This window comes from Pseudoduganella lutea (assembly GCF_004209755.1).
Taxonomy (GTDB): Bacteria; Pseudomonadota; Gammaproteobacteria; order Burkholderiales; family Burkholderiaceae_D; genus Rugamonas; species Rugamonas lutea.
Genome location: NZ_CP035913.1, coordinates 2,357,496 through 2,382,683 on the forward strand (window position 1 = coordinate 2,357,496; position 25,188 = coordinate 2,382,683).

23 protein-coding genes are annotated in these 25,188 nt (G+C 66.8%); 9 read left to right on the forward strand and 14 right to left on the reverse strand.

Translation table 11 applies throughout. The features are described from left to right. Positions 1–154 precede the first annotated feature (154 nt). From EWM63_RS09915 to crtB, 5 genes are read left to right on the forward strand one after another with little or no spacing between them, the layout of a single operon-like run. Positions 155–1,171: a polyprenyl synthetase family protein gene (locus tag EWM63_RS09915; RefSeq protein ID WP_130186369.1), complete on the forward strand. Its 1,017-nt coding sequence runs from the start codon at positions 155–157 to the stop codon at positions 1,169–1,171. Between the two features lie 20 nt (positions 1,172–1,191). Next, entirely contained in the window at positions 1,192–2,496 is a 1,305-nt protein-coding gene (locus tag EWM63_RS09920) for a glycosyltransferase (RefSeq protein WP_130186370.1), read from the forward strand. After that, positions 2,493–3,686 (forward strand): lycopene beta-cyclase CrtY, encoded by a 1,194-nt coding sequence (gene crtY, locus EWM63_RS09925; RefSeq protein WP_130186371.1) that lies wholly within the window; start codon positions 2,493–2,495, stop codon positions 3,684–3,686. The genes EWM63_RS09920 and crtY overlap by 4 nt, the downstream gene beginning before the upstream one ends. Then, the gene (locus tag EWM63_RS09930) at positions 3,683–5,173 is read left to right on the forward strand and encodes a phytoene desaturase (RefSeq protein ID WP_130186372.1); all 1,491 of its coding nucleotides are present in this window, start codon (positions 3,683–3,685) and stop codon (positions 5,171–5,173) included. Before crtY ends, EWM63_RS09930 begins: the two co-directional genes overlap by 4 nt. Continuing rightward, positions 5,170–6,150, forward strand: a complete 981-nt coding sequence (gene crtB / locus EWM63_RS09935; protein WP_130186373.1) for a 15-cis-phytoene synthase CrtB — start codon at positions 5,170–5,172, stop codon at positions 6,148–6,150. The genes EWM63_RS09930 and crtB overlap by 4 nt, the downstream gene beginning before the upstream one ends. Here crtB and EWM63_RS09940 read toward each other — a convergent pair. After that, positions 6,059–6,580, reverse strand: a complete 522-nt coding sequence (locus EWM63_RS09940) for a sterol desaturase family protein (RefSeq protein WP_130186374.1) — start codon at positions 6,578–6,580, stop codon at positions 6,059–6,061. The two genes, crtB and EWM63_RS09940, sit on opposite strands and share 92 nt — an antisense overlap. Before the next feature lie 105 nt (positions 6,581–6,685). Here EWM63_RS09940 and EWM63_RS09945 point away from each other — a divergent pair, with 105 nt between their 5' ends. Further along, the gene (locus EWM63_RS09945) at positions 6,686–7,114 is read left to right on the forward strand and encodes a DUF2141 domain-containing protein (RefSeq protein WP_130186375.1); all 429 of its coding nucleotides are present in this window, start codon (positions 6,686–6,688) and stop codon (positions 7,112–7,114) included. Between the two features lie 97 nt (positions 7,115–7,211). On the opposite strand, the gene EWM63_RS09950 is transcribed toward EWM63_RS09945, so the two are convergent. The 5 genes from EWM63_RS09950 to EWM63_RS09970 all read right to left on the reverse strand — a co-directional run bounded on the left by EWM63_RS09950 (position 7,212) and on the right by EWM63_RS09970 (position 14,408). After that, positions 7,212–10,040, reverse strand: a complete 2,829-nt coding sequence (locus EWM63_RS09950; RefSeq protein ID WP_130186376.1) for an AAA family ATPase — start codon at positions 10,038–10,040, stop codon at positions 7,212–7,214. 3 nt (positions 10,041–10,043) lie between these two features. Then, positions 10,044–10,838 (reverse strand): hypothetical protein, encoded by a 795-nt coding sequence (locus EWM63_RS09955; protein ID WP_229487839.1) that lies wholly within the window; start codon positions 10,836–10,838, stop codon positions 10,044–10,046. 2 nt (positions 10,839–10,840) lie between these two features. Next, positions 10,841–12,208 carry a hypothetical protein gene (locus tag EWM63_RS09960; protein WP_130190300.1) on the reverse strand — a complete coding sequence of 456 codons (1,368 nt, stop codon included), beginning with the start codon at positions 12,206–12,208 and terminating at the stop codon, positions 10,841–10,843. 271 nt (positions 12,209–12,479) lie between these two features. Further along, entirely contained in the window at positions 12,480–13,268 is a 789-nt protein-coding gene (locus tag EWM63_RS09965) for a DUF3108 domain-containing protein (RefSeq protein ID WP_229487841.1), read from the reverse strand. A gap of 12 nt (positions 13,269–13,280) precedes the next feature. Continuing rightward, positions 13,281–14,408, reverse strand: a complete 1,128-nt coding sequence (locus tag EWM63_RS09970; RefSeq protein WP_130186377.1) for a DUF3108 domain-containing protein — start codon at positions 14,406–14,408, stop codon at positions 13,281–13,283. A 96-nt stretch (positions 14,409–14,504) separates the two neighbouring features. Between EWM63_RS09970 and EWM63_RS09975 the strand changes: the two genes are divergently transcribed. Next, a complete protein-coding gene (locus EWM63_RS09975) occupies positions 14,505–15,239 on the forward strand; it encodes a PhaM family polyhydroxyalkanoate granule multifunctional regulatory protein (protein WP_229487842.1) in 735 nt (244 codons plus the stop codon). A gap of 3 nt (positions 15,240–15,242) precedes the next feature. On the opposite strand, the gene EWM63_RS09980 is transcribed toward EWM63_RS09975, so the two are convergent. The 5 genes from EWM63_RS09980 to EWM63_RS10000 form a co-directional block, all read right to left on the reverse strand. Then, the gene (locus EWM63_RS09980) at positions 15,243–16,982 is read right to left on the reverse strand and encodes a tetratricopeptide repeat-containing response regulator (protein WP_130186378.1); all 1,740 of its coding nucleotides are present in this window, start codon (positions 16,980–16,982) and stop codon (positions 15,243–15,245) included. Between the two features lie 10 nt (positions 16,983–16,992). Continuing rightward, positions 16,993–17,724 (reverse strand): sensor histidine kinase, encoded by a 732-nt coding sequence (locus EWM63_RS09985; RefSeq protein WP_130190303.1) that lies wholly within the window; start codon positions 17,722–17,724, stop codon positions 16,993–16,995. A gap of 72 nt (positions 17,725–17,796) precedes the next feature. After that, complete coding sequence (gene mnmC1 / locus EWM63_RS09990; RefSeq protein ID WP_229487844.1) at positions 17,797–19,473, reverse strand: FAD-dependent 5-carboxymethylaminomethyl-2-thiouridine(34) oxidoreductase MnmC1; 1,677 nt, start codon at positions 19,471–19,473, stop codon at positions 17,797–17,799. After that, positions 19,470–20,063 (reverse strand): DNA-3-methyladenine glycosylase I, encoded by a 594-nt coding sequence (locus EWM63_RS09995; RefSeq protein WP_130186380.1) that lies wholly within the window; start codon positions 20,061–20,063, stop codon positions 19,470–19,472. The genes mnmC1 and EWM63_RS09995 overlap by 4 nt, the downstream gene beginning before the upstream one ends. Before the next feature lie 40 nt (positions 20,064–20,103). Then, complete coding sequence (locus EWM63_RS10000) at positions 20,104–21,624, reverse strand: BCCT family transporter (protein WP_130186381.1); 1,521 nt, start codon at positions 21,622–21,624, stop codon at positions 20,104–20,106. Between the two features lie 119 nt (positions 21,625–21,743). Between EWM63_RS10000 and EWM63_RS10005 the strand changes: the two genes are divergently transcribed. Beyond that, on the forward strand, positions 21,744–22,217 hold the full coding sequence (locus tag EWM63_RS10005) for an OsmC family protein (protein WP_130186382.1): 474 nt from the start codon (positions 21,744–21,746) through the stop codon (positions 22,215–22,217). A 102-nt stretch (positions 22,218–22,319) separates the two neighbouring features. On the opposite strand, the gene EWM63_RS10010 is transcribed toward EWM63_RS10005, so the two are convergent. Further along, positions 22,320–23,015 (reverse strand): DUF4142 domain-containing protein, encoded by a 696-nt coding sequence (locus EWM63_RS10010; protein WP_130186383.1) that lies wholly within the window; start codon positions 23,013–23,015, stop codon positions 22,320–22,322. Positions 23,016–23,271: 256 nt separating this feature from the next. Then, positions 23,272–23,823 carry a winged helix-turn-helix transcriptional regulator gene (locus EWM63_RS10015; protein ID WP_130186384.1) on the reverse strand — a complete coding sequence of 184 codons (552 nt, stop codon included), beginning with the start codon at positions 23,821–23,823 and terminating at the stop codon, positions 23,272–23,274. A 295-nt stretch (positions 23,824–24,118) separates the two neighbouring features. On the opposite strand from EWM63_RS10015, the gene EWM63_RS10020 reads away from it, so the two are divergent. Further along, positions 24,119–24,601, forward strand: coding sequence for a response regulator (locus EWM63_RS10020; RefSeq protein WP_130186385.1), 483 nt, complete (start codon positions 24,119–24,121; stop codon positions 24,599–24,601). A gap of 24 nt (positions 24,602–24,625) precedes the next feature. Here the strand turns inward: EWM63_RS10020 and pnuC are convergent, their stop codons facing one another. Next, positions 24,626–25,186 carry a nicotinamide riboside transporter PnuC gene (gene pnuC / locus EWM63_RS10025; protein WP_130186386.1) on the reverse strand — a complete coding sequence of 187 codons (561 nt, stop codon included), beginning with the start codon at positions 25,184–25,186 and terminating at the stop codon, positions 24,626–24,628. Between the last annotated feature and the right edge of the window lie 2 nt (positions 25,187–25,188).

Genomic DNA, 25,188 nt, shown 5'->3' on the forward strand with positions numbered 1-25,188 from the left:
CAGCAGTCCCGCCGCCAGCGCACTCCGGCCGCTACGTGGCCGGGTTACTAGTGAACCGCTATTGTCCAGGACGACCGCACGATTGAAGATATTGTCTGATTCCTAACGCCTTTCCGCTATCATGACCTATCGGGACATGACGAAGGAAGCGGGCATGACTAGCCAGAAAAGACGGTTCGCCGGGCCGGAACATGATTCCGGCCACGAGCACTCGGCCGCGGAACTCGAAGCGATGCGCAATGCGCTCGATGAGCGCCTCGGCCACCTGCTCGCCGCCGAAGGCGACCGCAACGACCGCCTGGCCGCCGCCATGCGCGCCGCCGTGCTCGGTTCCGGCAAACGCATGCGGCCATTGCTGCTGATGCTGGTGGCGGCCGACCTCGAATGCTCGTCCCCGGCCGTCATCGACGTGGCCTGCGCGGTCGAGATCGTGCATGCCGCCTCGCTGATCCTCGATGACATGCCGTGCATGGATAACGCTACCCTGCGCCGCGGCCTGCCAACGTTGCACCGCCAGTTCGGCGAAGATGTCGCCATCCTCGCTTCGGTCGCGCTGCTGAGCCGCGCGTTCGGCATCCTTGCTTGCGCGCCGGGCATTCCGTCCGTCACCCGTGGCCGCCTCGTCGCCACGCTGGCGGAAACGGTCGGTGCGCAAGGCCTGGTGCGCGGCCAGTATGAAGACCTGCACGGCGGCGCCGGCCGTTCCGCCGAGGCGATCGCCACCACCAACGAACGCAAGACCGGCCTGCTGCTCGGGGCCGCCGTTGACATGGCGGCCGTGCTGGCCGAAGCGGACGACTGCGTGGGCCGCTCGCTGCGCGCCTTTGCGCTGGCGGCCGGTCACGCATTCCAGATCCGCGACGATTTCCAGGACCTGCCCGGCACCGACAGCGCCGTCACCGGCAAGGACACGGGGCTCGACCAGGGCAAGGCCACGCTGCTGAACACCTATGGCGCCGAAGAGGCGCAGCGCCTCCTTGCCGACCACCTGCGCGACGTGGAACGCCATCTCGGCGAAGCCCTGGCCGGCGCGCAGCGCACGCGTCGCTTCGTGCAGCGCATGTTCGCCGCGCACGCGCCCCAGCCAAGGCAGGCACCACGGCCGCACCTGTACGGATCGCCCGCGGTCAATGGCGCCACGCAGGCCGGCTTCGACAGCCGCGCCGGCTGACCGCAACACGGAGCGTACCGATGGCACATTTCGGCGTGGTGGCACCGGCGTTCTACAGCCACTTCAATGCGCTCGCCGCGCTGGCGCTGGAACTGGTCGCCCGCGGACACCGCGTCACGTATTTCCAGCAGGCCGATGCCGGCGCGCACCTGGGCGACAGCCGGCTTGGCTTCCATGCGCTGGGCGCCGCCACCCACCCACCCGGCACGCTCGCCGCCGTGATGCGCCGTGCCGCCAATCCCGGCAGCCCGCTGGGCTTGCGCCGCGTGATCGACGACATGGCCGCCAGCACCGACATGCTGTGCCGCGAACTGCCGGCCGCGCTGGAAGCGCAGCGCGTCGATTTCCTCGTCTGCGACCAGATGGAAGCGGCCGGCGGCCTCGTCGCCGAGGCGCTCGGCATGCCGTTCGTTTCCGTCGCCTGCGCGCTGCCCGTCAACCGCGAGCCCGGCATCCCGCTGCCGGTGATGCCGTTTGCGTACGGCACCGACGAGCGGTCGCTGCGCATGTACGAAGGCAGCACCCGCGTCTACGACTGGATGATGACGCCGCATCGCCGCACGATCGAGCGCCATGCGCGCGGCTTCGGCCTTGCCGCGCGCGACGGCCTGCACGAATGCCTGTCGCCGCTGGCGCAGGTGAGCCAGACCGTGGAAGGCTATGAATTCCCGCGTCGCGCCCTGCCTGCACATTTCCATCACGTGGGGCCCTTCCGCTCGGCCGCCCGCAAGGAAGTCGTGCAGCAGCCGCTGCCGCCGATCGCGGCCGACAGGCCGTTCGTGTTCGCCTCGCTCGGCACGATGCAGGGCCACCGGCTCGGCCTGTTCCTGCGCATCGCGAAAGCGTGCCGCGCGGCGGGCGTGCAACTGCTGGCGGCGCACTGCGGCGGCTTGAATGAACGGCAGGCGCGCGAACTGGAACGGGCCGGTGCGACGTGGGTGTGCGCGTTCGCGCCGCAGCGTGAGGCGCTGGCGCGGGCCGACGCGGTGATCTCCCATGCGGGCGTCAACACGGTGCTCGATGCGATCGAGGCGCGCACGCCGATCCTGGCCTTGCCGATCGCGTTCGACCACCCCGGCTCTGCGGCACGCGTGCATTACGCCGGCGTCGGTGTGCTGGCGTCGCCGCGTTTCGCCACGGCCGGCCAGTTGTCCCGGAAACTGCGGCACCTGCTGGACGAGCCATCGTTCAAGCCCCGGCTGGACACACTGGCCGGCAATGTGGCGCGCGCCGGCGGCACGCGCCGTGCCATCGACATCATCGAAGCGGCGCTCGGCCTCGATCGCGCGCAGCCAGTGGACCCGCTATTGGCGCGTTCGGCATGAACACCTTCGACATCATCCTGGCCGGCGGCGGCCTTGCCAATGGCTTGCTGGCCTGGCGCCTGCGCACGCACCGCCCCGAACTGCGCATCCTGCTGCTGGAACAGGGCGAAGCGCTGGGCGGCAACCACACGTGGTCGTTTCACGACGGCGATCTCGATGCGGCGCAGCGGGCCTGGCTCGCCCCCTTCATCAGCGCGCAGTGGGCCGGCTACGACGTGGTCTTTCCCGGTTATTCGCGCACGCTGGACAGCGGCTATGCCAGCATCGCGTCGGCCGATTTCGCCCGCGTGATCGAACCCGCGCTGGGTTCCGCATTGCACCTGGGCGTGCGGATCGAGGAAGTAACGCCGACCACCGTGCGCCTGGCGGGAGGCGAGGTACTGCAGGCACGTGCCGTGATCGACGGCCGCGGCATGCGCGCCAGCGAGCGGCTGGCGCTCGGCTACCAGACCTTCCTCGGCCAGGAAGTGCGGCTACACGCGCCGCACGGCCTCGCGCGGCCCGTGATCATGGATGCCGGTGTCGCCCAGCAGGGCGGCTACCGCTTCGTTTACCTGCTGCCCTTCGGCCCCGACCGGCTGCTCATCGAGGACACGCATTACGTCGACACCGCCGCCTGGGAACCCGAGCGGCTGCGCGCCAACATCGCCGCCTATGCCGCCGCGCGCGGCTGGCACATCGCCGAAGTGCTGCGCGAGGAGCATGGTTCATTGCCCATCGTGCTGGCCGGCGACGTGGACGGCTACTGGAACGACCTCGCGGGCCAGCCCTGCACGGGCCTGCGCGCGGGGCTGTTCCACCCCACGACCGGCTATTCGCTGCCGCACGCGGTGCGGCTGGCCGAGCGCATCGCGCAGTTGCCGGCGTTCGAAGCGCCCGCACTGTTCGCGGCCATCCGGCAGGAAGCGCAGACGGCATGGCGCGGCCAGCGCTTCTTCCGGCTGCTGAACCGCATGCTGTTCCTGGCCGGCGAGCCGGAGAACCGCTGGCGCGTGATGCAGCGCTTCTACACGCTGCCGCCCGGCCTCGTTGCCCGCTTCTATGCCGGCCGGCCCACGCTGGCGGACATGGCGCGCGTATTGACCGGCAAGCCGCCGGTACCGGTGGGCGCCGCCGTCGACGCGGCCATGCGCGTCCATCCGAGCCAGATCCATTCCCGCATCAACCGAACCATCAGGACACCCGCATGAACCGATCGAAAACCGCCGTGGTCGTGGGCGCCGGCTTTGGCGGCCTGGCGCTGGCCATCCGCCTGCAGGCCAGCGGCATCCAGACCACGCTGCTGGAAAAGCGCGACAAGCCGGGCGGCCGCGCCTATGTGTACGAAGACCAGGGCTTCGTCTTCGATGCCGGCCCCACCGTGATCACCGACCCCTCCGCCATCGAGGAACTGTTCGCCGCCGCCGGCAAGAAGATGGCCGACTACGTGGACATGCTGCCCGTGGCGCCGTTCTACCGCTTGTGCTGGGAAGACGGCAGCCACTTCGACTATGCCAACGACCAGGAAGCGCTGGACCGGCAGATCCATGCCCGCAACCCGGCGGACGTGCAGGGCTATCAACGCTTCCTGGCCTATTCGAAAGCCACCTTCGAAGAGGGTTACATCAAGCTGGGCGCCGTGCCGTTCCTGTCGTTCCGCTCGATGATCCAGGCCGGGCCGCAACTGGCGAAGCTGCAGGCCTGGCGCAGCGTGTACAGCCTGGTGTCCCGCTTCATCCAGGACGAGCACCTGCGCCAGGCCTTCTCGTTCCACTCGCTGCTCGTGGGCGGCAATCCTTTCGCCACGTCGTCGATCTACACGCTGATCCACGCGCTGGAACGGCAATGGGGCGTGTGGTTCCCGCGCGGCGGCACCGGGGCGCTCGTCAACGGGCTGGTGAAGCTGTTTGAGGACATCGGCGGGCGCATCGAGCTGAATGCGCCGGTCGCGCAGATCGAAACGTCCGGCGCGCGCGCCAGCGGCGTGCGGCTGGAGGACGGCCGCTTCTTCCCCGCCGACGCGGTGGCGTCGAACGCGGACGTGGTGCACACGTATGCATCGCTGCTCGGCCAGCACCCGCGCGGCCCCGCGCATGCCGAGTCGCTGAAGAAGAAGCGCTTTTCCAATTCGCTGTTCGTGCTGTATTTCGGCTTGAACCACCATCACGCCCAACTGCAGCACCACACCGTGTGCTTCGGGCCGCGCTACAAGGAACTGATCCAGGAGATCTTCGGCGGCTCGGAACTGGCCGACGATTTCTCGCTGTACCTGCACGCGCCGTGCGTCACCGATCCGTCGCTGGCGCCGCCAGGGTGCGGCAGCCACTACGTGCTGGCGCCGGTGCCGCACCTGGGCAATGCGCCGATCGACTGGACCGTCGAAGGCCCGCGCTACCGCGACCGCATCTTCGATTACCTGGAACGGCACTACATGCCGGGGCTGCGCAGCCAGCTCGTCACCAGCCGCATCTTCACCCCGCTCGACTTCCGCGACGAACTCAATGCCCACGTGGGCTCCGCCTTCTCGCTGGAACCGATCCTCACGCAAAGCGCGTGGTTCCGGCCGCACAACCGCGATGCGGAGCTGGCCAACCTGTACCTGGTGGGCGCCGGCACGCATCCCGGGGCCGGCGTGCCCGGCGTGATCGGGTCGGCCAAGGCTACCGCGGGGCTGATGCTGGAAGGAGCGGCGGCATGAGTGCGCAGGAGGATGGGGCGCTGCTGGATCACGCCACCAACACCATCAACGTGGGCTCGAAGAGCTTCGCCGCCGCGGCGCGGCTGTTCGATCCGGCCACACGGCGCAGCGTGCTGATGCTCTATGCGTGGTGCCGGCACTGCGACGATGTCGTCGACGGCCAGGAACTCGGCTTCGGCAGCGCCGCCCCGACGCCGGAGGAAGCGGCGCGGCACCTGGCCACGCTGGAAGACCAGACCCAGCGCGCCTATGAGCGTGAAACGATGCGCGACCCGGCGTTTGCCGCTTTCCAGGAAGTGGCGCTGCGCCATGCGATCCCGCCCCGCTTCGCATTCGACCACCTGGCCGGCTTCGCCATGGACGTGCACGAGGAGCGCTACGACACCATCAACGACACGCTGCGCTACTGCTACCACGTGGCCGGTGTCGTCGGCCTGATGATGGCATCGATCATGGGCGTGAAGGATGAAGCGGTGCTGGACCATGCCTGCGACCTGGGGCTGGCGTTCCAGCTGACGAACATCGCCCGCGACATCGTCGACGATGCCGGCATCGGCCGCGTGTACGTGCCGGCGCAATGGCTGCGCGAGGCGGGCATCGCCCCTGGCGAGATCGCATTGCCCCGGCATCGCGCCGCGCTGGCGAAAGTGGCGGCGCGGCTGGTCGACCATGCGGAACCGTATTACGCATCGGCCGCCGACGGCATTGCCGCGCTGCCGCTGCGCTCGGCGTGGGCGATCGCCACCGCGCGCTACGTGTACCGGCAGATCGGCATCGAAGTGAAGCGGCGCGGGCCGCGCGCCTGGGATGAACGGGTGGGCACGTCGAAAGCGATGAAACTGTGGCTGCTGGCGAAGGGCGGCGCGGCCGCGCTCGGCTCCCGCTTCACGCGGCCGGCGGCTCGTCCGGCAACGTTGTGGCAGCGGCCGCGCGCCTTTGCGGCCGGCCCTGGTGCAGCACGTGCAACTGCCGCTTGAGCCGGTCGACGGGGGGCGCGTACAGGAAGCCGAATGACACGGTGCCCTCCTTGCCCTGCACCGCGTGGTGCATGCGGTGCGCCTGGTACAGCCGCTTCAGGTAACCGCGGCGCGGCACGTACTTGAACGGCCAGCGCTGGTGGACCAGGCCGTCGTGGGCAATGAAGTACAGCAAGCCGTAGGCCGTCATGCCCGCGCCGATCCATTCCAGCGGATGGTGGCCGCGCGTGCCGGCGTAGATCAGCGCGATGGCGATCCCGGCGAAGAACACCGCGTACAGGTCGTTCTTTTCGAACCAGCCCGTGCGCGGCTCATGGTGGGACTTGTGCCACCCCCAGCCGAAGCCGTGCATCACGTACTTGTGCGCGAAGATGGAAAACAGTTCCATGCCGATGACGGTGACGACGACGATGAGCGCGTTGAACAGCATGAGGGTTCGGCCAGCAAGATTCGGAGTTGTCGAGATTACCACAATGGCCCGGCCGGCAGCGCCGCGGAAGGGCCGGTTCGAATGATGCCTGTGAAAGGATTTTGCATGAAGCCGATGAACCGATCCGCCTGGGGCGCCTTCCTCTGCGCCGCGGCATTGTGCTGCACCGCGCTGCCATTGGCCGGCGCGGCAACGGTCGACATCAAGGTTGAAAACGTGACCGGCAAGGGCAAGGTCAGCGTGGCCGTGTGCGACCGCGAACGCTTCCTCAAGCAATGCGCGTACACCGCCTCCGTACCGGCCGAAGCCGGCACGACCAAGGTGACCGTATCCGACGTCCCGCCCGGCACCTTCGCCGTGCTGGCCTACGAAGACGCCAACGACAACGGCGAACTCGACCGCGTGCTGGGCATCCCCAACGAAAGCTGGGGCATGTCGCGCGCCCCGGCAGCCATGTTCGGCCCGCCCAAGTTCGAGGATGCCGCGATCGAAGTGAAGGACGAGCCGACGGTGGTGGACATCAAGCTCCGTTGAACCCTGCGTTAAATTTCCCAAAACCGGGGTCAGACCCCGAATTTAGGAAATGTTTTCTGAAACTGGGGTCTGACCCCGGTTTCAGGAAACATTGGCGTCAGGCAGCGGCTTTGTCGTCGGGCTTTTTGCGTTGCAGCACGAAGATCGGTTGCGCCCACTGCGTGTCCTTCTTTTTCTTGCTCGTGATGAGCGTGAGTTCGGAAGGGTCGTAGACGTCCGTGTTGTGCGTCAGCGGGGTCGTCATCAGGTACTGGGCGTCGGTGTTCTTCAGGAATTCGCCGACCAGCTGGATGTTGCGGATGTCCAGGTGGGCGAACGGTTCGTCGATGAACACGAAGCCGCCGGAGCCTTCGTCGGACTTCAACAGGCCGATCAGCAGCACCAGCGACTTCATCACCTGCTGGCCGCCGGATGCCTCACCGTCGTTCATGCCGATCACGCCCTTGCCGTCGAACTTGAAGCGCACGTGCAGGCCGGCCTGGGCCAGCAGCAGGTCGTCGTTCTCGAGCTTGACGGGGTCGGCGCTGACTTCGATCTTGGCCAGTTCGCCCAGTTCCTTGATGTTCTTCGTGTACTGCTTGATCGTGTAGCGCAGCCGCTCGATGTAGGCGCCGCGGGCATTGCCGGTGGCTTCGATCGCGCGGTTGTTCTGGTAGCGGCGCTCTTCCGTCTCGCTCTTGCGCGACGAGAGCTGCTCGTTCAGCCGCGCGTACTGGTCGATGACGGTCGCATCGAGTTCCCAGTCGTCGCGCGCCAGGCTGGCCTGCAGGCTGGCGATGCGCAGGTCGACCTGGTGCGCGTTGACGTGCTGCGCCACCACCGCCTGGCGGCGTGCCGGGCGGCGCCAGCCGGCCGGCAGGTGCTTCCATTGCCGGCGCAGCGCCAGCAGGGCGCGGGCGTGGTCGGAGCGCTGGTCGAGCTGGCGCTTGTAGTTCAGGCGCATGCCCGCTTCCGCTTCGGAGAGCGCCATGCGCGCGCCATTCCATGCACCGTCGGCACGCGTGCGCGCGACGGTCGCGTTCTTCATCAGGCCTTGCAGCTCGCCCAGGCGCGAACCCACTTCCAGGCGCTCGGAGCGCAGCGGCACGGAAGCGCGCGCGGCTTCGTCGAATTCGTCGGCGCGGGCCGAGAGTTCCTTCACCGCGTCGACACCGGCCACGCGTGCCTTCAGCGCACTGGTTTCGGAGGCCAGCTTGCTGATCTGCAGCGTGAACTTGTCTTCTTCCGCTTCCAGCGACGGCAGGTTGCGGGCAATGGCTTCCTGGCGCTGCGTGCGGCCGGCGGAACCGAAGCGGTAGCGCGACACTTCCACGAACAGCGAGCGGCCGCCGCGGCGTTCCTTGTGGTACGCGTCCGGCGTGATCCATTCCTCGATATTGCCGAGCTTTGCGCCCTGCTCCACCGAATCCACGCGGGTGATGCGCGACAGCTGTTCGATCAGCCATTCCGGCGCACGCGCGGTGAAGCGCACCACCGACAGCAGACTGTCGTTCTTCGGCTCGTGCGCCTTGACGCATTCGGGCACGATGAAGTGGCGATAACGCTCCTTCTCGGCCAGGCGGTAGGCCGCCGCCGCATCGGAGGCGTTTTCCAGCAGCACCACCGAGGCATAGCCGCCCAGCACGCCCTCGACGGCGCCCTGCCATTTCGGATCCGTCACTTCGACGATATCGGACAGCATCGCATGCGGGATGTTCGCATCGCGCAGCACGCGGCGCATCTGCCGCACGTTGTCCGGCTCCGGCATCGCCGTCTTGCCCTGCAAGGCGGAGATGGTGGCCTTGTCGGCCGCGATGCGCGACGATACCGTGTCGCGTGCCGCGCGCAGGCGCGCCAGTTCCGCTTCCTTCTCTTCCAGCTGCTTGGCCACGTCGGCAATGTCGGCACCGGCTTCGGCGGCGAGTTTTTGCAGGCGGGACTTCTGTTCGATCAGGCTGTCCAGCGGCTTGAGCTTGGCGTTCAGCGCCGACAGGCGTGTCTGCAGCACCGTCGACTCCTGCTCGAGCACCGTTTCCTGCTGCTGCGCTTCCTGCAGCAGCAATGCCTGCCGTTCCACCTCGCGGCGCTTGTCCGCGATCTGCTGGTCCACCTGCGCCAGCGGCTTCTTCGCCTCGCGCAGTTGGCGGCCGATATTGTTGGCCTTCTCGCGCGCCTCGTGGTATTCCAGCGTGGGCAGCACTTCTTCCTGCAGGTTGCGGCGTTCCTTGTGCAGCGTTTCCCACTGGTGGTAGTTGGCCACGCGCAGGCGCAGGCCTTCCAGGTTCGCGCGCGACCCATCCAGTTCCGCCTCGAAGCGCTTCAGCTCTTCCTCGGTATCGCGCTGGTGGCGCTTGGCCTCGTCGTAGGCGTCGAGCACTTCCTTGTCGCCGAACACCTGGAACACCAGGTCCAGCAGCTGGCGCGGCGCGTATTCGCACAGCTTGTCGGTTTCGCCCTGCTCCAGCGCCAGCACCTTCGCCATCGCCGGCGACAGGCCGGCATTGGCGAGGCGCTTGCGGTAGTTTTCCACGCCGAGCCAGTCGTTCGCTTCCGTCACTTCCTCGATCTCGACATTCCCCGGGCGCATCAGGTACTGGCGCTTCCAGTCGCCGCCATTCTTCTGGATCTGGCAGAACAGCGTGACTTCATCCTCGGAGAAGAAGCCGCTGGAGCGGAACGGGCGGTTCGACAGTTGCCGGCCCTGGGCCCGGTTGTCGACGACGGCGCGCAGCCAGGCGTTTTGCTGGCCCGAGTGCCGCGCATAGTGCTTGTAGGTGCGGCCCATCGAGCAGTCGAGGCCGAACAGCGTGCGCAGCGCGTCGAGCAGCGTGGTCTTGCCGGAGCCGTTCTGGCCGGCGATCGTGATGATCTTGGCGTCCAGCGGAATGTTCTTGATGCGCTGCCAGTAATCCCAGTGGACCAGTTCCAGCGATTTGATGTGAAACATGCGTCAGCTCCGGTTCTCGGTGTCGTTGGTATTGCCGGCGGAGGCGGCGGCGTCGCGGATGGCGGCGGCCACTTCGTCGTCGGCGGCCGGGTCGGCCGCTTCGTCGTTGGCGCTGCCGTTACCGGCACTGCTGGCGGCGGCCAGCACGGCGCGCGGAATGTGCACGACCTGCGCGGGTGCGCGCTTGAACACGTCGGCCAGCGCACCGCTGATGATGCGTTCCTTCAGCAGGTCGGTATCCATCAGCAGGTCGAGCAGCGGGCCTTCCACGAGGATGTCGCCGCGCCGTTCGATGAAGCCCAGCTTCGACAGGATGCCCAGGTTCATGTCCATGCGCGTCTTCTTGCCCAGCTTGTCGCCGAAGTCGGCCAGCAGCGCCTTGTACGGGATGCCGATCGACGTGTCTTCCGCGCGCGGCACCGGCTTTTCGCTGCCGAACATGTCGTCCTGGTTATCGTCCGCGTGCTGGTGGGTCTCCTGGCGCTCGCGCTTGGGCAGGATGATCAGCGCCCACAGCACGACGAGCAGCGCCACGCCGTCGCGCGCGAGGCCGAAGTTATTGTTCTGCCACGTATCGCGCGCACCGAAGATCTTCGGCTCGATCGCGCGGTGCAGCGCCAGCGTCACGTGGTCGGCGTACACGTTGTCCAGCAGTTTCAGGCCGGTGGCGAGCAGCCGCGCGTCGACCTCCTGGCGGAACAGCTCGTCGGACAGCGCGCGCTTCACCAGCTTGTCGTCGCGGCGCAGGGTCTGATGCGTCAGCAGGCGCGCGATCAGGATTTGGGAATCGTCATTCATAGTCAGCTCGCGGCCTTGCCGTTGTCTTTCAAATCGAGGGAGAGGTTCGCCAGTGTCATGGCGGCCACCTCCATGTCGTCCAGTTGCACCATCATGTCGGTGGGCGCGAACTGCAGCGGCAGGCGTGCCAGTTCGGCCGTGGCGCCCTGAAGGCTCGCCTCGCCTTCGTCGCCCAGCAGCGGCAGCATCGACGCGCGGTACGACGCCACCGCGAAACTGGCCGGCAGCAGCGCTTCGTGCACCTTGATGTCCTTCGGCGACTCGTCCGCGATGCTGGGGAAATTGTTCAGCGTGGCGAAATCGGACAGGCGCGCCAGCCAGTCGTCCAGCTCGCGCTGCATCACCTGGTCTTCATTCACGGTCAGCGGCGCATCCTCGCCGGACGGCAGGCCGGAAACGGCAACGGCCACGCGCTCGGCCAGCAGTTCCGTTTCCGCCACGTCGATCATCTCGGCCGGCGTGATGAACAGCGGCTTGACCGGCTGCTCGATCGCATCCTCGGCCAGCGAGGCCAGGTCCTGGTGCGCCAGCAGCCAGCGCTTGATGTCGGTGGTCGACAGCCCGGACTGCCCCAGGTGCACGCGCTGCCGCTCGATCTGGTTCAGCGCGCGCGAGAACATGCCCTGCATGTTCAGCAGCGAACTCTGGGCGCGGCCGATCGCCTGGGCGGCGCGATGGGTGGCCGCGTCGGCGTTCTCGTCGCTGGTGATGGCGCGCAGGATCTCGGAGCCCTTCTCCACCCAGTCGCACGCCGTGTGCCATTTGGCCTGCGATTCGCGCAACTGGAATTCGGAACCGGAAGCGATGGCGTCGCGGAATTCCTCCGTCAGGTCGGTCAGGCGGCCCAGCAGGTGCTGCAGCTGTTCGCTGGTCACGCCGCCCACGGCCTGCGCACCGGCCACCTGCGACAGCAGGAAGCTCATGCCGGCATCGTCGTCCTGCTGGCCGAGCGTCAGCAGGCCATCGATCGACGAGAGCACGTTGCGCGCCATCGGCGTCACGCGGTAGACGCCCTGCTGCGCATCCCAGGCCAGCAGGCCGTTCGTGCGCAGGCGCATCAGCACCGTTTCCAGGCTTTCCGGCAGCAGGTAGGCCAGGCGCGTGTTGATGTCGGCGCGGGAAAACGCGGAAACGGTGGCGTCGTTGGCCAGTTCGCGCAGCACCAGCAGGCGCACCAGCACGCTCTCGAAGCCGCCGTGGAACAGCGCGGTAAACACCTGCAGCAGCGGCTGCGCGCGCTTCAGGTGGAAAACCTGCTCGATCTCATCGACGGACACGTTCGGCTGGAAATGCGCCTGCAGTGCCTGTTCCTGCTCATTGGGATTGTTCTCGGCAGCCAAGGCTGCGCTGGCTGTCGCATGTGCGGTCATACTCATCGCGCTCCGGGGTTCTGGGCGCCCTGCTGCTTAAACCTCGATGGCTTGCGAACTCAGGCGGGGACGTGAGTATACCAGTTCCAGCTAGCAAATTAACCGTTTGCAAAACTGGGGACGTACCCTGGTTTCCAGGAAATATTGCCTGAAAAACAGGGGCCGCCCCGATTCTCTGCCGATCCTTGCATGATGTTGCCTTAAAACAGGGGTCTGACCCCAGTTTCGATGTTGCCTTAAAACAGGGGTACGTCCCCAGTTTTGCTGGCGATTACTTTTTGGTCACCTTGTCGAGGAGTTGCTCGAAGGAATCACCGTCTTCTTCCATGAACACGAGGCGTACCGGATACCATTCCAGCGACGGGGCCAGCCACAGGTCGACCTGCTGGCCCTTGCCTTTCGGCGGCGCCTTGCTGAAGTGGACGGCCTTCAGTTCGCCGGCGCCGGTCCTGATCGTGTCGGTGCCGACCACCTTGAAGGTCCAGGTTTCGGCGCTGCGCCGGCCCACCACGTAGAACTTCCATTCCGAGCCGGGAACGAATTTCTTCGGCGCGGCGCGGGCAATGGCGGCCAGTTGCCAGGGAGCGCTGCTGCGGTCCTGTTCGCCGCCGTGGATCGGCACCGTGTTGTCGCTGTCGGCCAGGTCGATCGCCTGCGCGCCGCGGTCGAAGGTCGTGGTGCCGGCCCCCTTGCGCAGGCGCTTTTCATAGTACGTGTCCGGCGCCAGGCCCCACGCATCGATCGTGCCTTCGCTGCGGTACTCGAGCACCTTGCCGAACATGCCGGAGCGCGCTTCCGTCACGAGCGAGTACTTGCCGCCGCCCTGCTGCCACGCGATGGTGCCGCTGCCGGACAGCGGGATGCCATGGCTGCTGGCCTTCACGGTATAGGTCAGCTCCGCGGAAGGCGGCAGGTCGAACTTGTACTTCGCGGCCGGCCGGTCGTCCTGGGCGGCGGCCGGGCCGGCCAGCGTGAACGACGCCGCAATGAATGACGCCGTGATGACCGAGGCCGTGATGAACGACGTTGCCTGTGCGGCACGGTGCAGCATGTGTTTCATGTTTTTCCTTTTTCAGCCAGCCGGCCGCAGGATCTTCGTGACGGTCTGCGTCGTCACGGCGCCGCTGCGTTCCGTATTGCGGATCTGCACAGGGTACCAGTCCAGGCCGGGCGCCAGCCAGATATCGAGCCGCGCGTTGTAGCTGCCGGGCCGCGGCGGGCGCGCCAGGCGCCACGTCACGAGCCGGCCCATCCTTGTTTCCAGTTCCTCTTCGCCCACCAGCACGAAGCGGTACACGGTGGCTTCCCGGTCTTCGCCCACCTGGATATCGATATCGCTGCCGAACTGGTTGACGTCGCCGCGGCCGATGGCGGCCAGCTGGAACGGCACCGTGGCCTTGTCCTGCGCGCCGGGCACCATCGGCACCGCGGCCGTGCTGGCCGAGAACGTGATGCGCTTGCCCTCGTGGTCGAAGTGCGTGGCCGTCATCGAGCGGCTGCGCCGCTTTTCCGTCATCTTGCGCGGGGCGATGCCGGCATCGTCGATCGTGCCTTCGCTGGCCAGCTCCAGCAGGCCCACGCGCGCGACCAGCATGCTAACGCCGACTTCCAGGCCCACCTTGTACGTGCTGCCATCGGTCTGCCAGCGCATGTCCGCGCTGCCGCTCCATTGCGTGCCATCCGCATCGGTGCGTTTGACGTCCAGCTCGAAGCTGGCGGTGGGCGGCAGGTCGACACGGAAGCGCCGGCCCGCCATCGGCTCGGCGGGGGCGGCCGGCGGCCCGGCTGGTGATTCTACTGCGGGTGCCGGTGGCGCAGCGCCGGCTTGCTGCGGTGCGGCGAGCAAGTCCACCGGCACGGGTGCCGCGACGGTGGCCGGCAGCGGCTCGGCCACCGGCTCCGGCAAGGGCTCGGGAAGCGGATCGGCAGGGACGGCGATCCGTGATGGCGCACGATCGGGGGAGCGCGGCCGGGCAGGTGCCGGCGTGCCCGCCTGCCGCTGCACGGTTGCCGTGCGCACCGGCAGCGCGGGCCGCAACTGGGCGCTCACCTTCATCGGCATCGGTACCGGTTCCTCCGGCGCACCGGCCGTGCCGATGCGCGCCGTGAGCCAGTCGATCGTCACGTAATGCAGCGCCAACGTGGCCGCGCACATTGCCAGTGCGCGGCGCTGCCGTGAAAAAAAGGAAGCGATCGTCATGGCCCTAGTGTAAACCGTTCCGGTTTTTGCCGGCGATGGTGTCAAATCTGCTACGCTAAGGCCCGAACGTACCCACCCAAGTCTCGGAGACATGCCATGAGCACACCGCAAATGCCAAACATTCCCGGCGCTGCCGTCATGACGGACACGCTGGATTTCGTGAAATCGCTGTGGGGCAGCATGGGCGTGCCCGGCCTCACCACGCCCACGCTGTCGCTGGATGAACTGGACAAGAAGATCAATGACCTGAAAGCCGTGGAAGCATGGCTGAACCTGAACGGCACGATGCTGCGCAGCAGTATCCAGGCACTGGAAGTGCAGCGCGGGACGATTGCCACATTGAAGTCGATGGGCCAGAGCCTGGCCGACTCGATGCAGCAGAAGCCGGGGCGCCCGGAAAAGTCGCTGTTCGAAGCCAATCCCTACGCCGCCGCGTTCTTCGGGCACCAGGAACCGGCACGGGCCACGCCGAAGCCGGCACCGCCCGCGCCGCCGCGGCCTGAAGCAAAGCCCGAGGCAAAGCCGGAAGTGAAGGCGGAGGCGAAACCGGCCGAGGCAGCGCCACCAAAGCCCGACCTGGCCGCGGCGGCAGCCGCGCAGATGGCCAACCCCGCCATCTGGTGGAACATGCTGCAGGAGCAGTTCACGCAGGCGGTCAACACGGCGATGACGGCGGACGTGAAGCCGGCGCCCGCGCCGGATCGTGCCAGCGACGGTGCCCCGGGGGCGCAGGCGCAAGGTGCGGCGGAAGCGGAACCGGAAACGAAACCCGATACGGCCGGCGCGGCCCGCAAGCCATCCGCGCGCAAGCCGCTGTCGAAGAAGGAATAGGCGCTACGCCGCCGGCGCGGCCTTCCCGCCGGCGGCGTCTTCCATGGTGCCGGCCGGATCGTCCACGCCGCCGGCAGCCGGCGCGTCGCGCCGCGGGATCAGTTCCTGCAGCTGTTCGACGAGTTGCGCGAACCGCTGCTGCCCCGGCGCCAGCGAATCCACGTGCATCAGCACACCGTTGGCCTCGATCATCAGCTCTTCGTCGTAGCCCTGCTGCTGCATGTGGGTGATCAGCATCTGCGCGGAATTGAACAGGATGCGCATATTGTCCGGCAGGCGTTCGCGCGATGCGCGCATCCATGCCACCGCCTCGGCGAGCCGGCCGGTTTTCCACAACAGCACGCCCTCGTTCATCATTTCCGCCGCTTCCTTGCGGGCCGCGGCGATCAGTTCAGCGCCTTCCTCGCCCATGCGCGCCTTGTCGAAGATCTTCTGCACTTCGTCGAGCAGCACGGCGTTGTCATGGTTGTTGCGCACCACGTGGCACAGCAGTTCCACTGGCGCTTCCTTGACGCCCACCGCGAACAGCAGCGTGGCCATCTCGATGCAGGTGGCCGTGTGCGGGCGCCTGCTTTCCCCTTCCAGCATGGCTTCGAGCTGGTCGCCCGACTTGCGCGCCCTGCGGAAATCGCCGCTCTCGTGATAGACGAGGCCCTCGGTGACCTTGCTGCGCAGCTCCACGAGATCGCCGGGGAAATCGCGCTGCGCGACGGCCAGCAGCCGCAGTGCTTCCTTTGTGTCGTTCTTCATGCCGCACACGCGGGCCATGCCCAGGTAGGCATCGACGGTGCGCCGGATCGAGTATTCGCCGATCGCCAGGCACTTGCGGAACGCATGCTCGGCCAGCTGCACATTGCCGATGCGCAGCGCGGCATTGCCCAGGCTGCGCTGGCGCGGCACCGAATTGGGCGACAGTTTGGCCGCCCTTTCCAGCACGCCGCAGGCATCTTCGTGCCGGCCCAGCAATTCCAGCGCGGCCGCCAGCTGGTCGTAGGCGTCGATGTAGAAGCGGTTCTCGGCGATCACGCCCTGGAACATCTGCAGCGCCGCTTCGTGGTCGCCGTTGGCCAGGCGGATCTTGCCGAGCCCCGCGCGGGCCCAGTTGTATTCGCGTTCTTCGAGCAGCTTCTCGTACACCACGCGCGCCTTGTCGGGCTCCCCCGCCTTCAGCAGCAGCGTGGCCTTCATCCGCATCAGGTCGATCTCGTGCACAGGATGGCGCGCGATCTGCTCGTCGCACAGCCGCGCCGCGCGCAGGTAATCCTTGTCGATGTAGGCAGCGTCGATCCCGTGGAAGACCTGCTTCTTGTGCCACACGCGGTTCAGGCGCGTCAGCAGCACGCCCTCGGTGATCGGCTTGATGATGTAGGCATCCGGCTGGTGCTCGGCCGCGCCCATCACCGCTTCCACGCTTTTTTCCGCCGAGACCATCAGCCACACGCTGCTGGGCACCATCAGGTTGCGCACGCGCGCTTCTTCCAGCACCTGCTGGCCGTTCTTGCCTTCGCCCAGGTTGAAGTCGCACAGCACCACGTCGTAGTGCATGCGCCCGAGCAGCGTCATCGCCTCGCCGCCGCTCGACGCCTGGTCGATGTGGCGGGCGCCGATATTGCGCAGCGATTCACGCAGCAGCTGCCGGATGCCGACGAAATCGTCGACGATCAGGTAGCGCTTCTCGCTCCAGTCCACGCCGGAGATCTCGGGCACCGGAGCGCCGCTGGCGGTAATGTAGGTGCCGGCCATGGTGACACCGTCAGGGCAGCGTCAGCACGAAACAGCCGCCATCCAGCGGGCCGCCGTTTTCCAGGCGCACGGCGCCGCCGCGCTGGCGCCGCCGGTGCATCTTGGCCACTTCGCTGGCGAAGAACAGCCCGAGGCCGCTGCTGTTGGTCAGGAAGTTCACGCCCTGCCCCACCGCGGCCCCCGCTTCGATCATCGATGGCGGGAAGCCCATGCCGTTATCCTCGACGCGGAACTCCAGCATGCCGTCGTGTTCGGCGATCGCCAGGCGGATGCGGTCGCGCGTGTAGCGCACCGCGTTGTTGATCGCGTGGCACAGCACGCCGATGACGAGATCCTCGTCCAGCGTCCACAGCAGCTCGGGCGGGAAATCCAGGTCGAGCCGGATCTCCTTGGCTTCGAGCAGCACGCGCGACTGGCTGGCCACCTGGTGCACCAGTTCGCCCAGCGGCACCGTCACGGGCTCGAAGGGATACGTGGGCTTGCCCACTTCCTTGTACAGCGCCAGCAGCTGCATGAGGTTGTCGGACAGCCGGCGCGTCTGGTACAGCATGTGGGCCATCTGCGGGTACGAGGCATCGTGCGCGGCGTCCTGCCCGACACCCTGCCCGACGCCCTGCCTGGCCTCTTGCTTGACCAGCAGGCTTTCCAGCGTTCCGCCCAGCACGCTGAGCGAATTCTTCATGTCGTGCACCGTGGAAGCCAGGAACACGAACAGCTCGGGCGAGCCCCCTCGATCTTCCATCATTACCCCGCAAAAGTTTCAGTAGGGCAATTATACCGGCGAAGCCGCATGAATCCACGGTTTATGGCGGCGTTATGGCGCGATTACGACAGTTTTGCGACGGGATTTGAGCAGGAACCGGCCAGGATCGAGGGCACCCGCCAGCGAGGCCTCGATCGGCGATGACAGTCCTTCAAGCTGGCAAACCAGCAACTCTGCCGCCAGCGGCGCCCAGATCAGCCCGCGCGACGCATAGCCGAGCAGCGCATGCAAGCCCGGGTGACGGGGCACGTCGCGCAGCCGCTCGGGCTGGCCGGGCGCCGCATGGTCCGGCAGCGTGCCCACCAGTGGCAGGCGGTCCGGCGCCATGCAGCGCAAGCCCACGCGGCCCGCCAGCGCCGGGGCTTCCGGCACGCGGCCGGCACCGAGGATCTCGCGCGCCCGCGCCAGGTTTTCCTGCTGGCTGGCGGGCCACAGCGCGCGGTCGGCTTCACGGTCCGACGTGCGATCGTAGGTGGCACCGACACTGGCGATGCCTTCCATTGCCGGTGTCAGGTAGGCCTCGCGGCACACCACCATCGGCGGCGCCGCGAACGTGTCCGCGGCCAGGTGCGTGACCTGCCCCCGCATCGTATACAGCGGCAGCGGCGCCGTCTGGGACAGTGCCATCGCCCCGGCGCCGTTGGCGACGATCACGTGCGCGCCTTCGGCCAGCACACGATCATGCCCCGTGTCCACGTCGGCGCCGCGCACCAGCCAGCCGTCGCCCTTGCGTTCCAGCGACAGCGCCTGCGCATGGAACACGCGCTGCAACCGGCCGCCGCACGCGGCCAGCATGGCCCGGCACACGGATGCCGGATTGGCCCAGCCGCCCTGCGGAAACAGCCAGGCGCCATGCGGCGTGGCGGAGCCGAGCAACGCGGACGCCTGCGCCGCATCGAGCCAGCGCACATACTCGACGGGATAGCGCCACGCTTCGGCCACTTCCTTCTGCAACGCCGCGTGCTGCGCATCGCGCGCCAGTTGCAGCACGCCGCATTGCTGGCCGAGGATCGGCGCGCTGCCATCGGTCGCCATGCCGCCCAGCGCCTGCCAGCGGCGCAGCGCATGCAGGTACGCCGCGCGCGTCAGGCGCGTGGGGATATTGTCGTCGCGCGACAGCAGCGGCATGAAGATGCCGGCGCGGTTGCCGGACGCCTCCTGTGCCGGCCCGTCGTGCCGTTCCACCAGCGTCACGTCCCAGCCATGCGCGCACAGGCGCTCGCACGCCGCGGCACCCGCCACGCCGGCGCCGATGACGACGGCGCTGCGCACCGGCGGCGCGGGCCGTGACGGCTGCGGCTTGCGGCTCGTGTAGCGCGCCTGCAGCGGTGCGGTGTCGGCATCCCACGAAAAACCGGCGGCGCGCAGGCTGCGTTTCCACGCTTCGTCTCCTGGCACCGTCACAAGCAGCGCGCCGGGCACCGCGAGACGGGCCAGCGCGCGCAGCGGCGCCTGCGCCGATGGCGCATGGAATTCATCGACCCGTGCCGTGATGTCGAGGAGCAGTGCTTCCGGATCGCCGAGCACGATGTCGACGACAGTGCGGCCACCGTCGAGCTCGAGGCGGTGCATGCCTGGCAGCGCGAGCGGCCAGCATTCGGCCAGCACCGGGGGCACGGCCGGCAATGCCGCCGCCACCACGATGTAGTGCAGCGTGCCGCCCGCCGCGCGGGCCGCGGCCAGGCGCGCCTCGTCGAACGCGAGGTCGAGGATGACCCGGTCAGTCAAGGCCTGCCTTCCGTAAGCTTGGAGCACTCCGCGTGCCGGAAACATGCGGCATCGTGGTCGTTGACGATGCCGATGCCCTGCAGGTACGCATACACGATCGTGGAGCCGACGAACTTGAAGCCCCGTTTCGCCAGGTCCTTCGAGATGCCGTCGGAGAGCGCTGTCTTCGCCGCGCGGTCGGCGGGGGTGGCGATGTGGTTGCGGATCGGCTTGCCGTCCACCCAGGCCCACAGGTAGCCGTCGAGCGTCAGGCCCTCTTCCCGCAGGCGCAGGTATGCTTGCGCGTTCGTGATGGCGGCCGCCACCTTCAGGCGGTTGCGCACGATGCCCGGGTTGGCCAGCAGTTCGGCCACCTTGTCCGGCCCGTAGGCGGCGATGATGGCGGGGTCCCAGCCATCGAACGCGGCCCGGTATGTGTCGCGCTTGTTCAGGATGGTTTCCCACGACAGGCCGGCTTGCGCGCCTTCCAGGTTCAGCATCTCGAACAGCTGGCGCTCGTCGTGGCACGGCACGCCCCACTCCTCGTCGTGATAGGCGATGTAGCGGGGGTTGGCGGGGTTGGCCCAGGTGCAGCGGACAGGATCGCTCATGGCGGGTCTCGATGATGAAAGAGCGCCAGTATAAAGCCAGCTACTGCCCCGCCATCTGCCGCAGCCTGCGCTTGAGCTCCCGCTCGCGGCGCTGTTCCTCGTCCCAGTCGTGCCGCACCGCGAGCCATAGCGACCATGCCATCAGCACGATCACCACCGTGAACGGCAGCGCGAACACGATGGTCGCCGTCTGCACCGCCTTCAGGCCGCCGGCCAGCAGCAGGCTGAGGGCGATGCCGGCGATCAGCACGCCCCAGATCACCTTCACGCGCGCGGCAGGCTCCGGGTTGCCACCCGTGCTCATCATGCTCAGCACCAGCACCGCCGAATCGCCGGACGTGACGAAGAACACCAGTACCAGCAGGGTGGCCACGGCCGACATCGCGGCGCCACCGGGCAGCGCCTCGAACATCTGGAACAGCGCCGTCGACACATCGGCCTTCACCGCCTCGGACAGCGGCACGTGCTGCCACACTTCCAGGTACAGCGCGGTGCCGCCGAAGATCGAGAACCACAGGAACGCCGCCAGCGACGGCGCTGCCACGGTGCCGATGATGAATTCGCGGACCGTGCGCCCGCGCGACACGCGGGCGATGAACAGGCCCACGAACGGCGACCACGATACCCACCAGGCCCAGTAGAAGATGGTCCAGCCGCCCACCCAGTTGGTGTCGCGGAACGGTGTCATGCGCAGGCTCATACGAACGAATTCGGACAGATAGGTCCCCACCGTATTGGTCAGCGTGTCGACGATGACGATGGTTGGTCCGAGAAGGAATACGGCAAGCGCCAGCAGCGCGGCCAGGATCATGTTGGCGTTCGACAGCAGGCGCACGCCCTTGTCCACGCCGCTCACGGCCGACGTGATGAACAGCGCGGTGGCGATGACGATGATGGCTACCTGCGATACCTGCGTGTTCGGCAGGCCGAACACGGATGTCAGCCCGCTGTTGATCTGCAGTGCGCCCATGCCGAGCGACGCGGCCACGCCGAACGCGGTGGCGATCACGGCCAGTGCGTTGAACAAGCCGCCGAGCCGCTTCGGCCAGTGCCACGGCAGCGCATCGGTGACGGTGCTGATCAGCGAGCGGCCGTCGCGGCGGTACAGGAAGAACGCGATCGCCAGCGCGACGATGCTGTACACCGCCCACGGATGCACGCCCCAGTGGAACAGCGCATGGCGCATGGCGGCGTTGGCCGCTTCCGGCGTGCCTGGCCTGATGCCGGGCGGCGGCGCCACGTTGAAATGGGAAATCGGCTCGGCCACGCCCCAGAACACGAGGCCGATGCCCATGCCGGCCGCGAACAGCATCGAGAACCAGCTCCTCGTGGAAAACTCGGGCGTTTCATCCTCGCCTCCCAGCTTCAGGTCGCCGTAGCGGCTGAACGCAAGGAACAGGGCGAACAGCACGAGGCCAAGCACGAGCCACAGGTACAGCCAACCGAAATTGCGGGTGATGGCGGCCAGCAGCATGTCGAATTGCGCGGCCATGGTCTCGGGCGCGAGCACGCCCCAGATGACGATCAGCAGGATGAAGCCCGCCGTCAGATACAGTTGCATAAGTCCTCCAGTGATGGCCGCTTGCGGCGACCAGCCCGGCATTATAGGGAGCACCCGGGCACGATGTCGGCCGCTTGGCGCGCTACACTCTTCCCATGACAACCCGAGCGGAGGACCCCATGCAATTCGAAGCACGACTGGAATGGCAGCGCAACGGCCAGCCCTTCCTGGACCACAAATACAGCCGCGCCCACGAATGGAGTTTCGATGGCGGCCTGCACGTGCCGGCGTCGTCGTCGCCGGCATCGGTGCCGTTGCCGATGTCGGTGGCGGACAACGTCGACCCGGAAGAGGCGCTGGTCGCGGCGGCGGCCAGCTGCCACATGCTGTTCTTCCTGTCGATCGCGGCCAGGCGGGGCCACGTGGTGGAAAGCTACGTCGACAACGCGGTCGGCCTGCTGGAGAAGGACGGCAACGGCAGGATGGCGATGACGAACATCACGCTGCGCCCGGAGATCGTGTTTGCCGGCGGCGGCTGGCCGGGCGAAGAGGAGATCGCCGCCATCCACCACGAGGCGCACGACAAGTGCTACATCGCGAACTCGCTGAAGACCGAGATCACGATCGAGCCGTCGATCGAACCGGAAGGTTGAGCAAATGCGTTGAGCTGCCATGACAAGGGCCCGGCGCGTGCGCCGGGCCCTTGTCGATGATGCCCGCGCCGGTTGCCCGGCAATGGCTGTTGTCGATGGCTGTTACTTCGTCGGGCTCGTTGCCGGATTTGTCGTGGGATTGGCCGGGTTGACCGGGTTATCCGTGTTGCCGCTCGACGGTTGCTGGGTGTTGGTCTTGTCCTTGCCCTGCGACATCGACGAGCCGCCCGTGGCGCCCGTGCCCGAAGCGCCCATCGCGGTGCCGGCCTTCATGCCCTTCATGTTCGACGCCAGCTGCTCCACGTGGCCCATGTGCTGGTCGATCGTGGGTTGCAGTTTCGCGGCCAGGCCCTTCACGTCCGCATCCTTGGCGTTCGACTGGGTCTTCACGACGAGTGCATGCGCTTCCTTGTGGCTCTTCACGCCGGCCATGTCGAGATAGGCCTTGTCGAACTTCTCGCCGGACATGGCCTGCAGCTTCTTCGCCATGGCCTTGTGCTTCGCATCCGGCTCGTCCGGCAGCTTCACGTTCTTGGCCTGCGCCACGGCCTTCACTTCGTCGAGCCCTTTCGTGTGGTCGTCGACCATCTGCTGGGCAAACGCCTTCACCTCGGCATTCTGTGATTTCTGCAGCGCAATCTTGGCGGTTGCCACCTCGGCCATGTTGGCGATCGCCATGTCCTTCAACGCTTTTTCGTCGGCTTTCGCCAGCGACTGGGCATGGGCCGAACCGATGCCCATCAGGACGGCCAGCAGCGGCACGCCCAGGTAGCTCTTCCACATTCTTGCCTTGTTCATTGCATTCTCCCTGCGGTTGTTGAGGTTGTTCGGAATTACGTAGGGTTACGGTAAATAAACAACGAAGACGGAGCCCGCTTTCAGGAACGTTATGCTTATTATGAATTTGGATAGGCATTTTACGGCGGAACGTGCCATGGAGCCGCACATTAGGAGCCGGCGGCGGAGAGTGACGCGGGAAAGAGACGGGACCAGCAGACGGGGCCCGCAAAAAAGGCGCCGGCCGCGCAAAGCGGCCGGCGCCCCTGGACGACGATTATTGTGGCTGGTTATGGCCTGGGCCGACCACTCCATTACCACCCGGATGCTTGATGAACGGCACGCGCTGGCTGACTTCGCGCAGCCGCGCCCGCATTACTTCCGGGGCCGCCGGGCCTGGTGCGAACACATAGTCCTCGTCGCTGATCGTGCGGCCGCTGACCTTGTCCACCAGGATCTGCTCGGCCGGCTGGCCGGTTTCCCGGTGCACCACGAGCAGGCTGGCACCTTCCGGCGCCAGGTGTTCATTCCCCCATGCCACGAACGCCAGCAGGACGGGTTTGAATGCGCGACCTTTCTCGGTCAGCAGATACTCATAGCGCGGCGGCCGGGCACTGTACTGCCGCTTCTCCATCAGCCCTCCCGCCACCAGCCCCGCCAACCGCCGGGTCAGCATGTTGGGGGCGATCTTCAGGCTTTTTTCAAACTCGTCAAACCGGCTCAGCCCGTAAAACGCGTCGCGCAGGATGAGAATACTCCACCATTCGCCAACCTTGCCGAGGCTGCGCGCGATCGGACAGGGCATTTGGCCAAAATCGGTATGTTTCATTATTCCTCCCACTTGTGCACATTAGAAAACGAACGAGCGCAACATAGGTGACGTTTTACCCTGAAAAAGGGTCCAACAAACTATCGAATAATCACCGACGGGATAAAAGAGCCAGTTTTTTTGCAATATGCTCAGCGTTATGCGCAAGAGTGGGCGCCACGTGCACGACTCGCCTTTTGCAACGTGAGAAAAATTGATTGACCAATGCGAACCGTGATATTTTTTATTTAATCCGGCGCATAATATGCGGAGTCCGCGCCGCCGCCAATTCGCCGCTATTTCGCTGCCATTTCTTATGTACCTGACTACCGACGCCACCGTGCACAATATCCTGATCGTGGACGATTCAGCATTCGAACAGCGCATGCTGGCCGACCTGCTCAGCGAATTGCCTTACCGGGTCTGTGTTGCCTTCAATGGCGCCGAAGGCTATCGCCTCGCGCTGGCCCGGCACCCCGACCTGATCCTGCTCGACGTGCGCATGCCCGACATGGATGGCTATGCGTGTTGCCGCCTGCTCAAGGCCAACCCGGCCACGCAGGATATCCCGATCATTTTCGTCAGCGGCACCGAATCGGTGGAAGACCGCATCCTGGGCCTGTCGATCGGCGGCGTCGACTTTGTCAGCAAGCCCTTCCTGCCGGCCGAACTTGCCGCGCGCATCCACGTGCACCTGAACCTGGCGCCGCGGTCACATCGCGCTCCCACGCAGGACCAGACCGAGGAACCCGCCCGACAGGCCTATATGCCGTCACAGGATGGCCGGCAATCGGCCTGAGAGTCCAGCCGGCAACGGCGCCGTTCAGGCTTGCCGGGTCATCTGGCGATGCCACCACCACCAGGAAACCAGCGCGTTGATCCAGTAACCGGCATACAGCACCGCCGTCAGGTACAGCCCGCGGCTGGCGTACAGCGGCACCGACACCGTGTTCACGAGCAGCCAAGCGGGCCACGTCTCGATGCGCCGCCCCATCAGCAGCAATTGCGCGACCACGGAAAAGGCCAGCGCGGCCGAATCGATGAATGGCGCGTAGGCGTCGGTGAACTCGCGCAGCATCAGGCCATAGGCCACGGTGGCCACCACGCCCGCCGCCGCCAGCGCCGCCACGGTGCGCGGGCTGGCGGACGTGATCGGCAGCGGCTCGCCACGGGCGCCGCGCAACCACTGCACCCAGCCAACGATGCAGGTAAGCACGAAAAACACCTGCAGCGTCACGTCCGCATACAGTTGCACGCCGTGGAACAGCACGGCGAACAGCGCACAGCCGACGATGCCGATCCACCACGAATGAACGTTGTTGCGGCCGGCAAGCACGATGGAGACGGCCATCACGGCATTGGCCGCGATCTCGAGCGGAGACACGT

Coding starts and splice junctions, on each gene's coding strand:
- EWM63_RS09915 (WP_130186369.1), top strand. CDS start 155: ATGACTAGCCAGAAAAGACGGTTCGCCGGGCCGGAACATGATTCCGGC.
- EWM63_RS09920 (WP_130186370.1), top strand. CDS start 1,192: ATGGCACATTTCGGCGTGGTGGCACCGGCGTTCTACAGCCACTTCAAT.
- crtY (WP_130186371.1), top strand. CDS start 2,493: ATGAACACCTTCGACATCATCCTGGCCGGCGGCGGCCTTGCCAATGGC.
- EWM63_RS09930 (WP_130186372.1), top strand. CDS start 3,683: ATGAACCGATCGAAAACCGCCGTGGTCGTGGGCGCCGGCTTTGGCGGC.
- crtB (WP_130186373.1), top strand. CDS start 5,170: ATGAGTGCGCAGGAGGATGGGGCGCTGCTGGATCACGCCACCAACACC.
- EWM63_RS09940 (WP_130186374.1), bottom strand. CDS start 6,580: ATGCTGTTCAACGCGCTCATCGTCGTCGTCACCGTCATCGGCATGGAA.
- EWM63_RS09945 (WP_130186375.1), top strand. CDS start 6,686: ATGAAGCCGATGAACCGATCCGCCTGGGGCGCCTTCCTCTGCGCCGCG.
- EWM63_RS09950 (WP_130186376.1), bottom strand. CDS start 10,040: ATGTTTCACATCAAATCGCTGGAACTGGTCCACTGGGATTACTGGCAG.
- EWM63_RS09955 (WP_229487839.1), bottom strand. CDS start 10,838: ATGAATGACGATTCCCAAATCCTGATCGCGCGCCTGCTGACGCATCAG.
- EWM63_RS09960 (WP_130190300.1), bottom strand. CDS start 12,208: ATGACCGCACATGCGACAGCCAGCGCAGCCTTGGCTGCCGAGAACAAT.
- EWM63_RS09965 (WP_229487841.1), bottom strand. CDS start 13,268: ATGAAACACATGCTGCACCGTGCCGCACAGGCAACGTCGTTCATCACG.
- EWM63_RS09970 (WP_130186377.1), bottom strand. CDS start 14,408: ATGACGATCGCTTCCTTTTTTTCACGGCAGCGCCGCGCACTGGCAATG.
- EWM63_RS09975 (WP_229487842.1), top strand. CDS start 14,505: ATGAGCACACCGCAAATGCCAAACATTCCCGGCGCTGCCGTCATGACG.
- EWM63_RS09980 (WP_130186378.1), bottom strand. CDS start 16,982: ATGGCCGGCACCTACATTACCGCCAGCGGCGCTCCGGTGCCCGAGATC.
- EWM63_RS09985 (WP_130190303.1), bottom strand. CDS start 17,724: ATGGAAGATCGAGGGGGCTCGCCCGAGCTGTTCGTGTTCCTGGCTTCC.
- EWM63_RS09995 (WP_130186380.1), bottom strand. CDS start 20,063: ATGAGCGATCCTGTCCGCTGCACCTGGGCCAACCCCGCCAACCCCCGC.
- EWM63_RS10000 (WP_130186381.1), bottom strand. CDS start 21,624: ATGCAACTGTATCTGACGGCGGGCTTCATCCTGCTGATCGTCATCTGG.
- EWM63_RS10005 (WP_130186382.1), top strand. CDS start 21,744: ATGCAATTCGAAGCACGACTGGAATGGCAGCGCAACGGCCAGCCCTTC.
- EWM63_RS10010 (WP_130186383.1), bottom strand. CDS start 23,015: ATGAACAAGGCAAGAATGTGGAAGAGCTACCTGGGCGTGCCGCTGCTG.
- EWM63_RS10015 (WP_130186384.1), bottom strand. CDS start 23,823: ATGAAACATACCGATTTTGGCCAAATGCCCTGTCCGATCGCGCGCAGC.
- EWM63_RS10020 (WP_130186385.1), top strand. CDS start 24,119: ATGTACCTGACTACCGACGCCACCGTGCACAATATCCTGATCGTGGAC.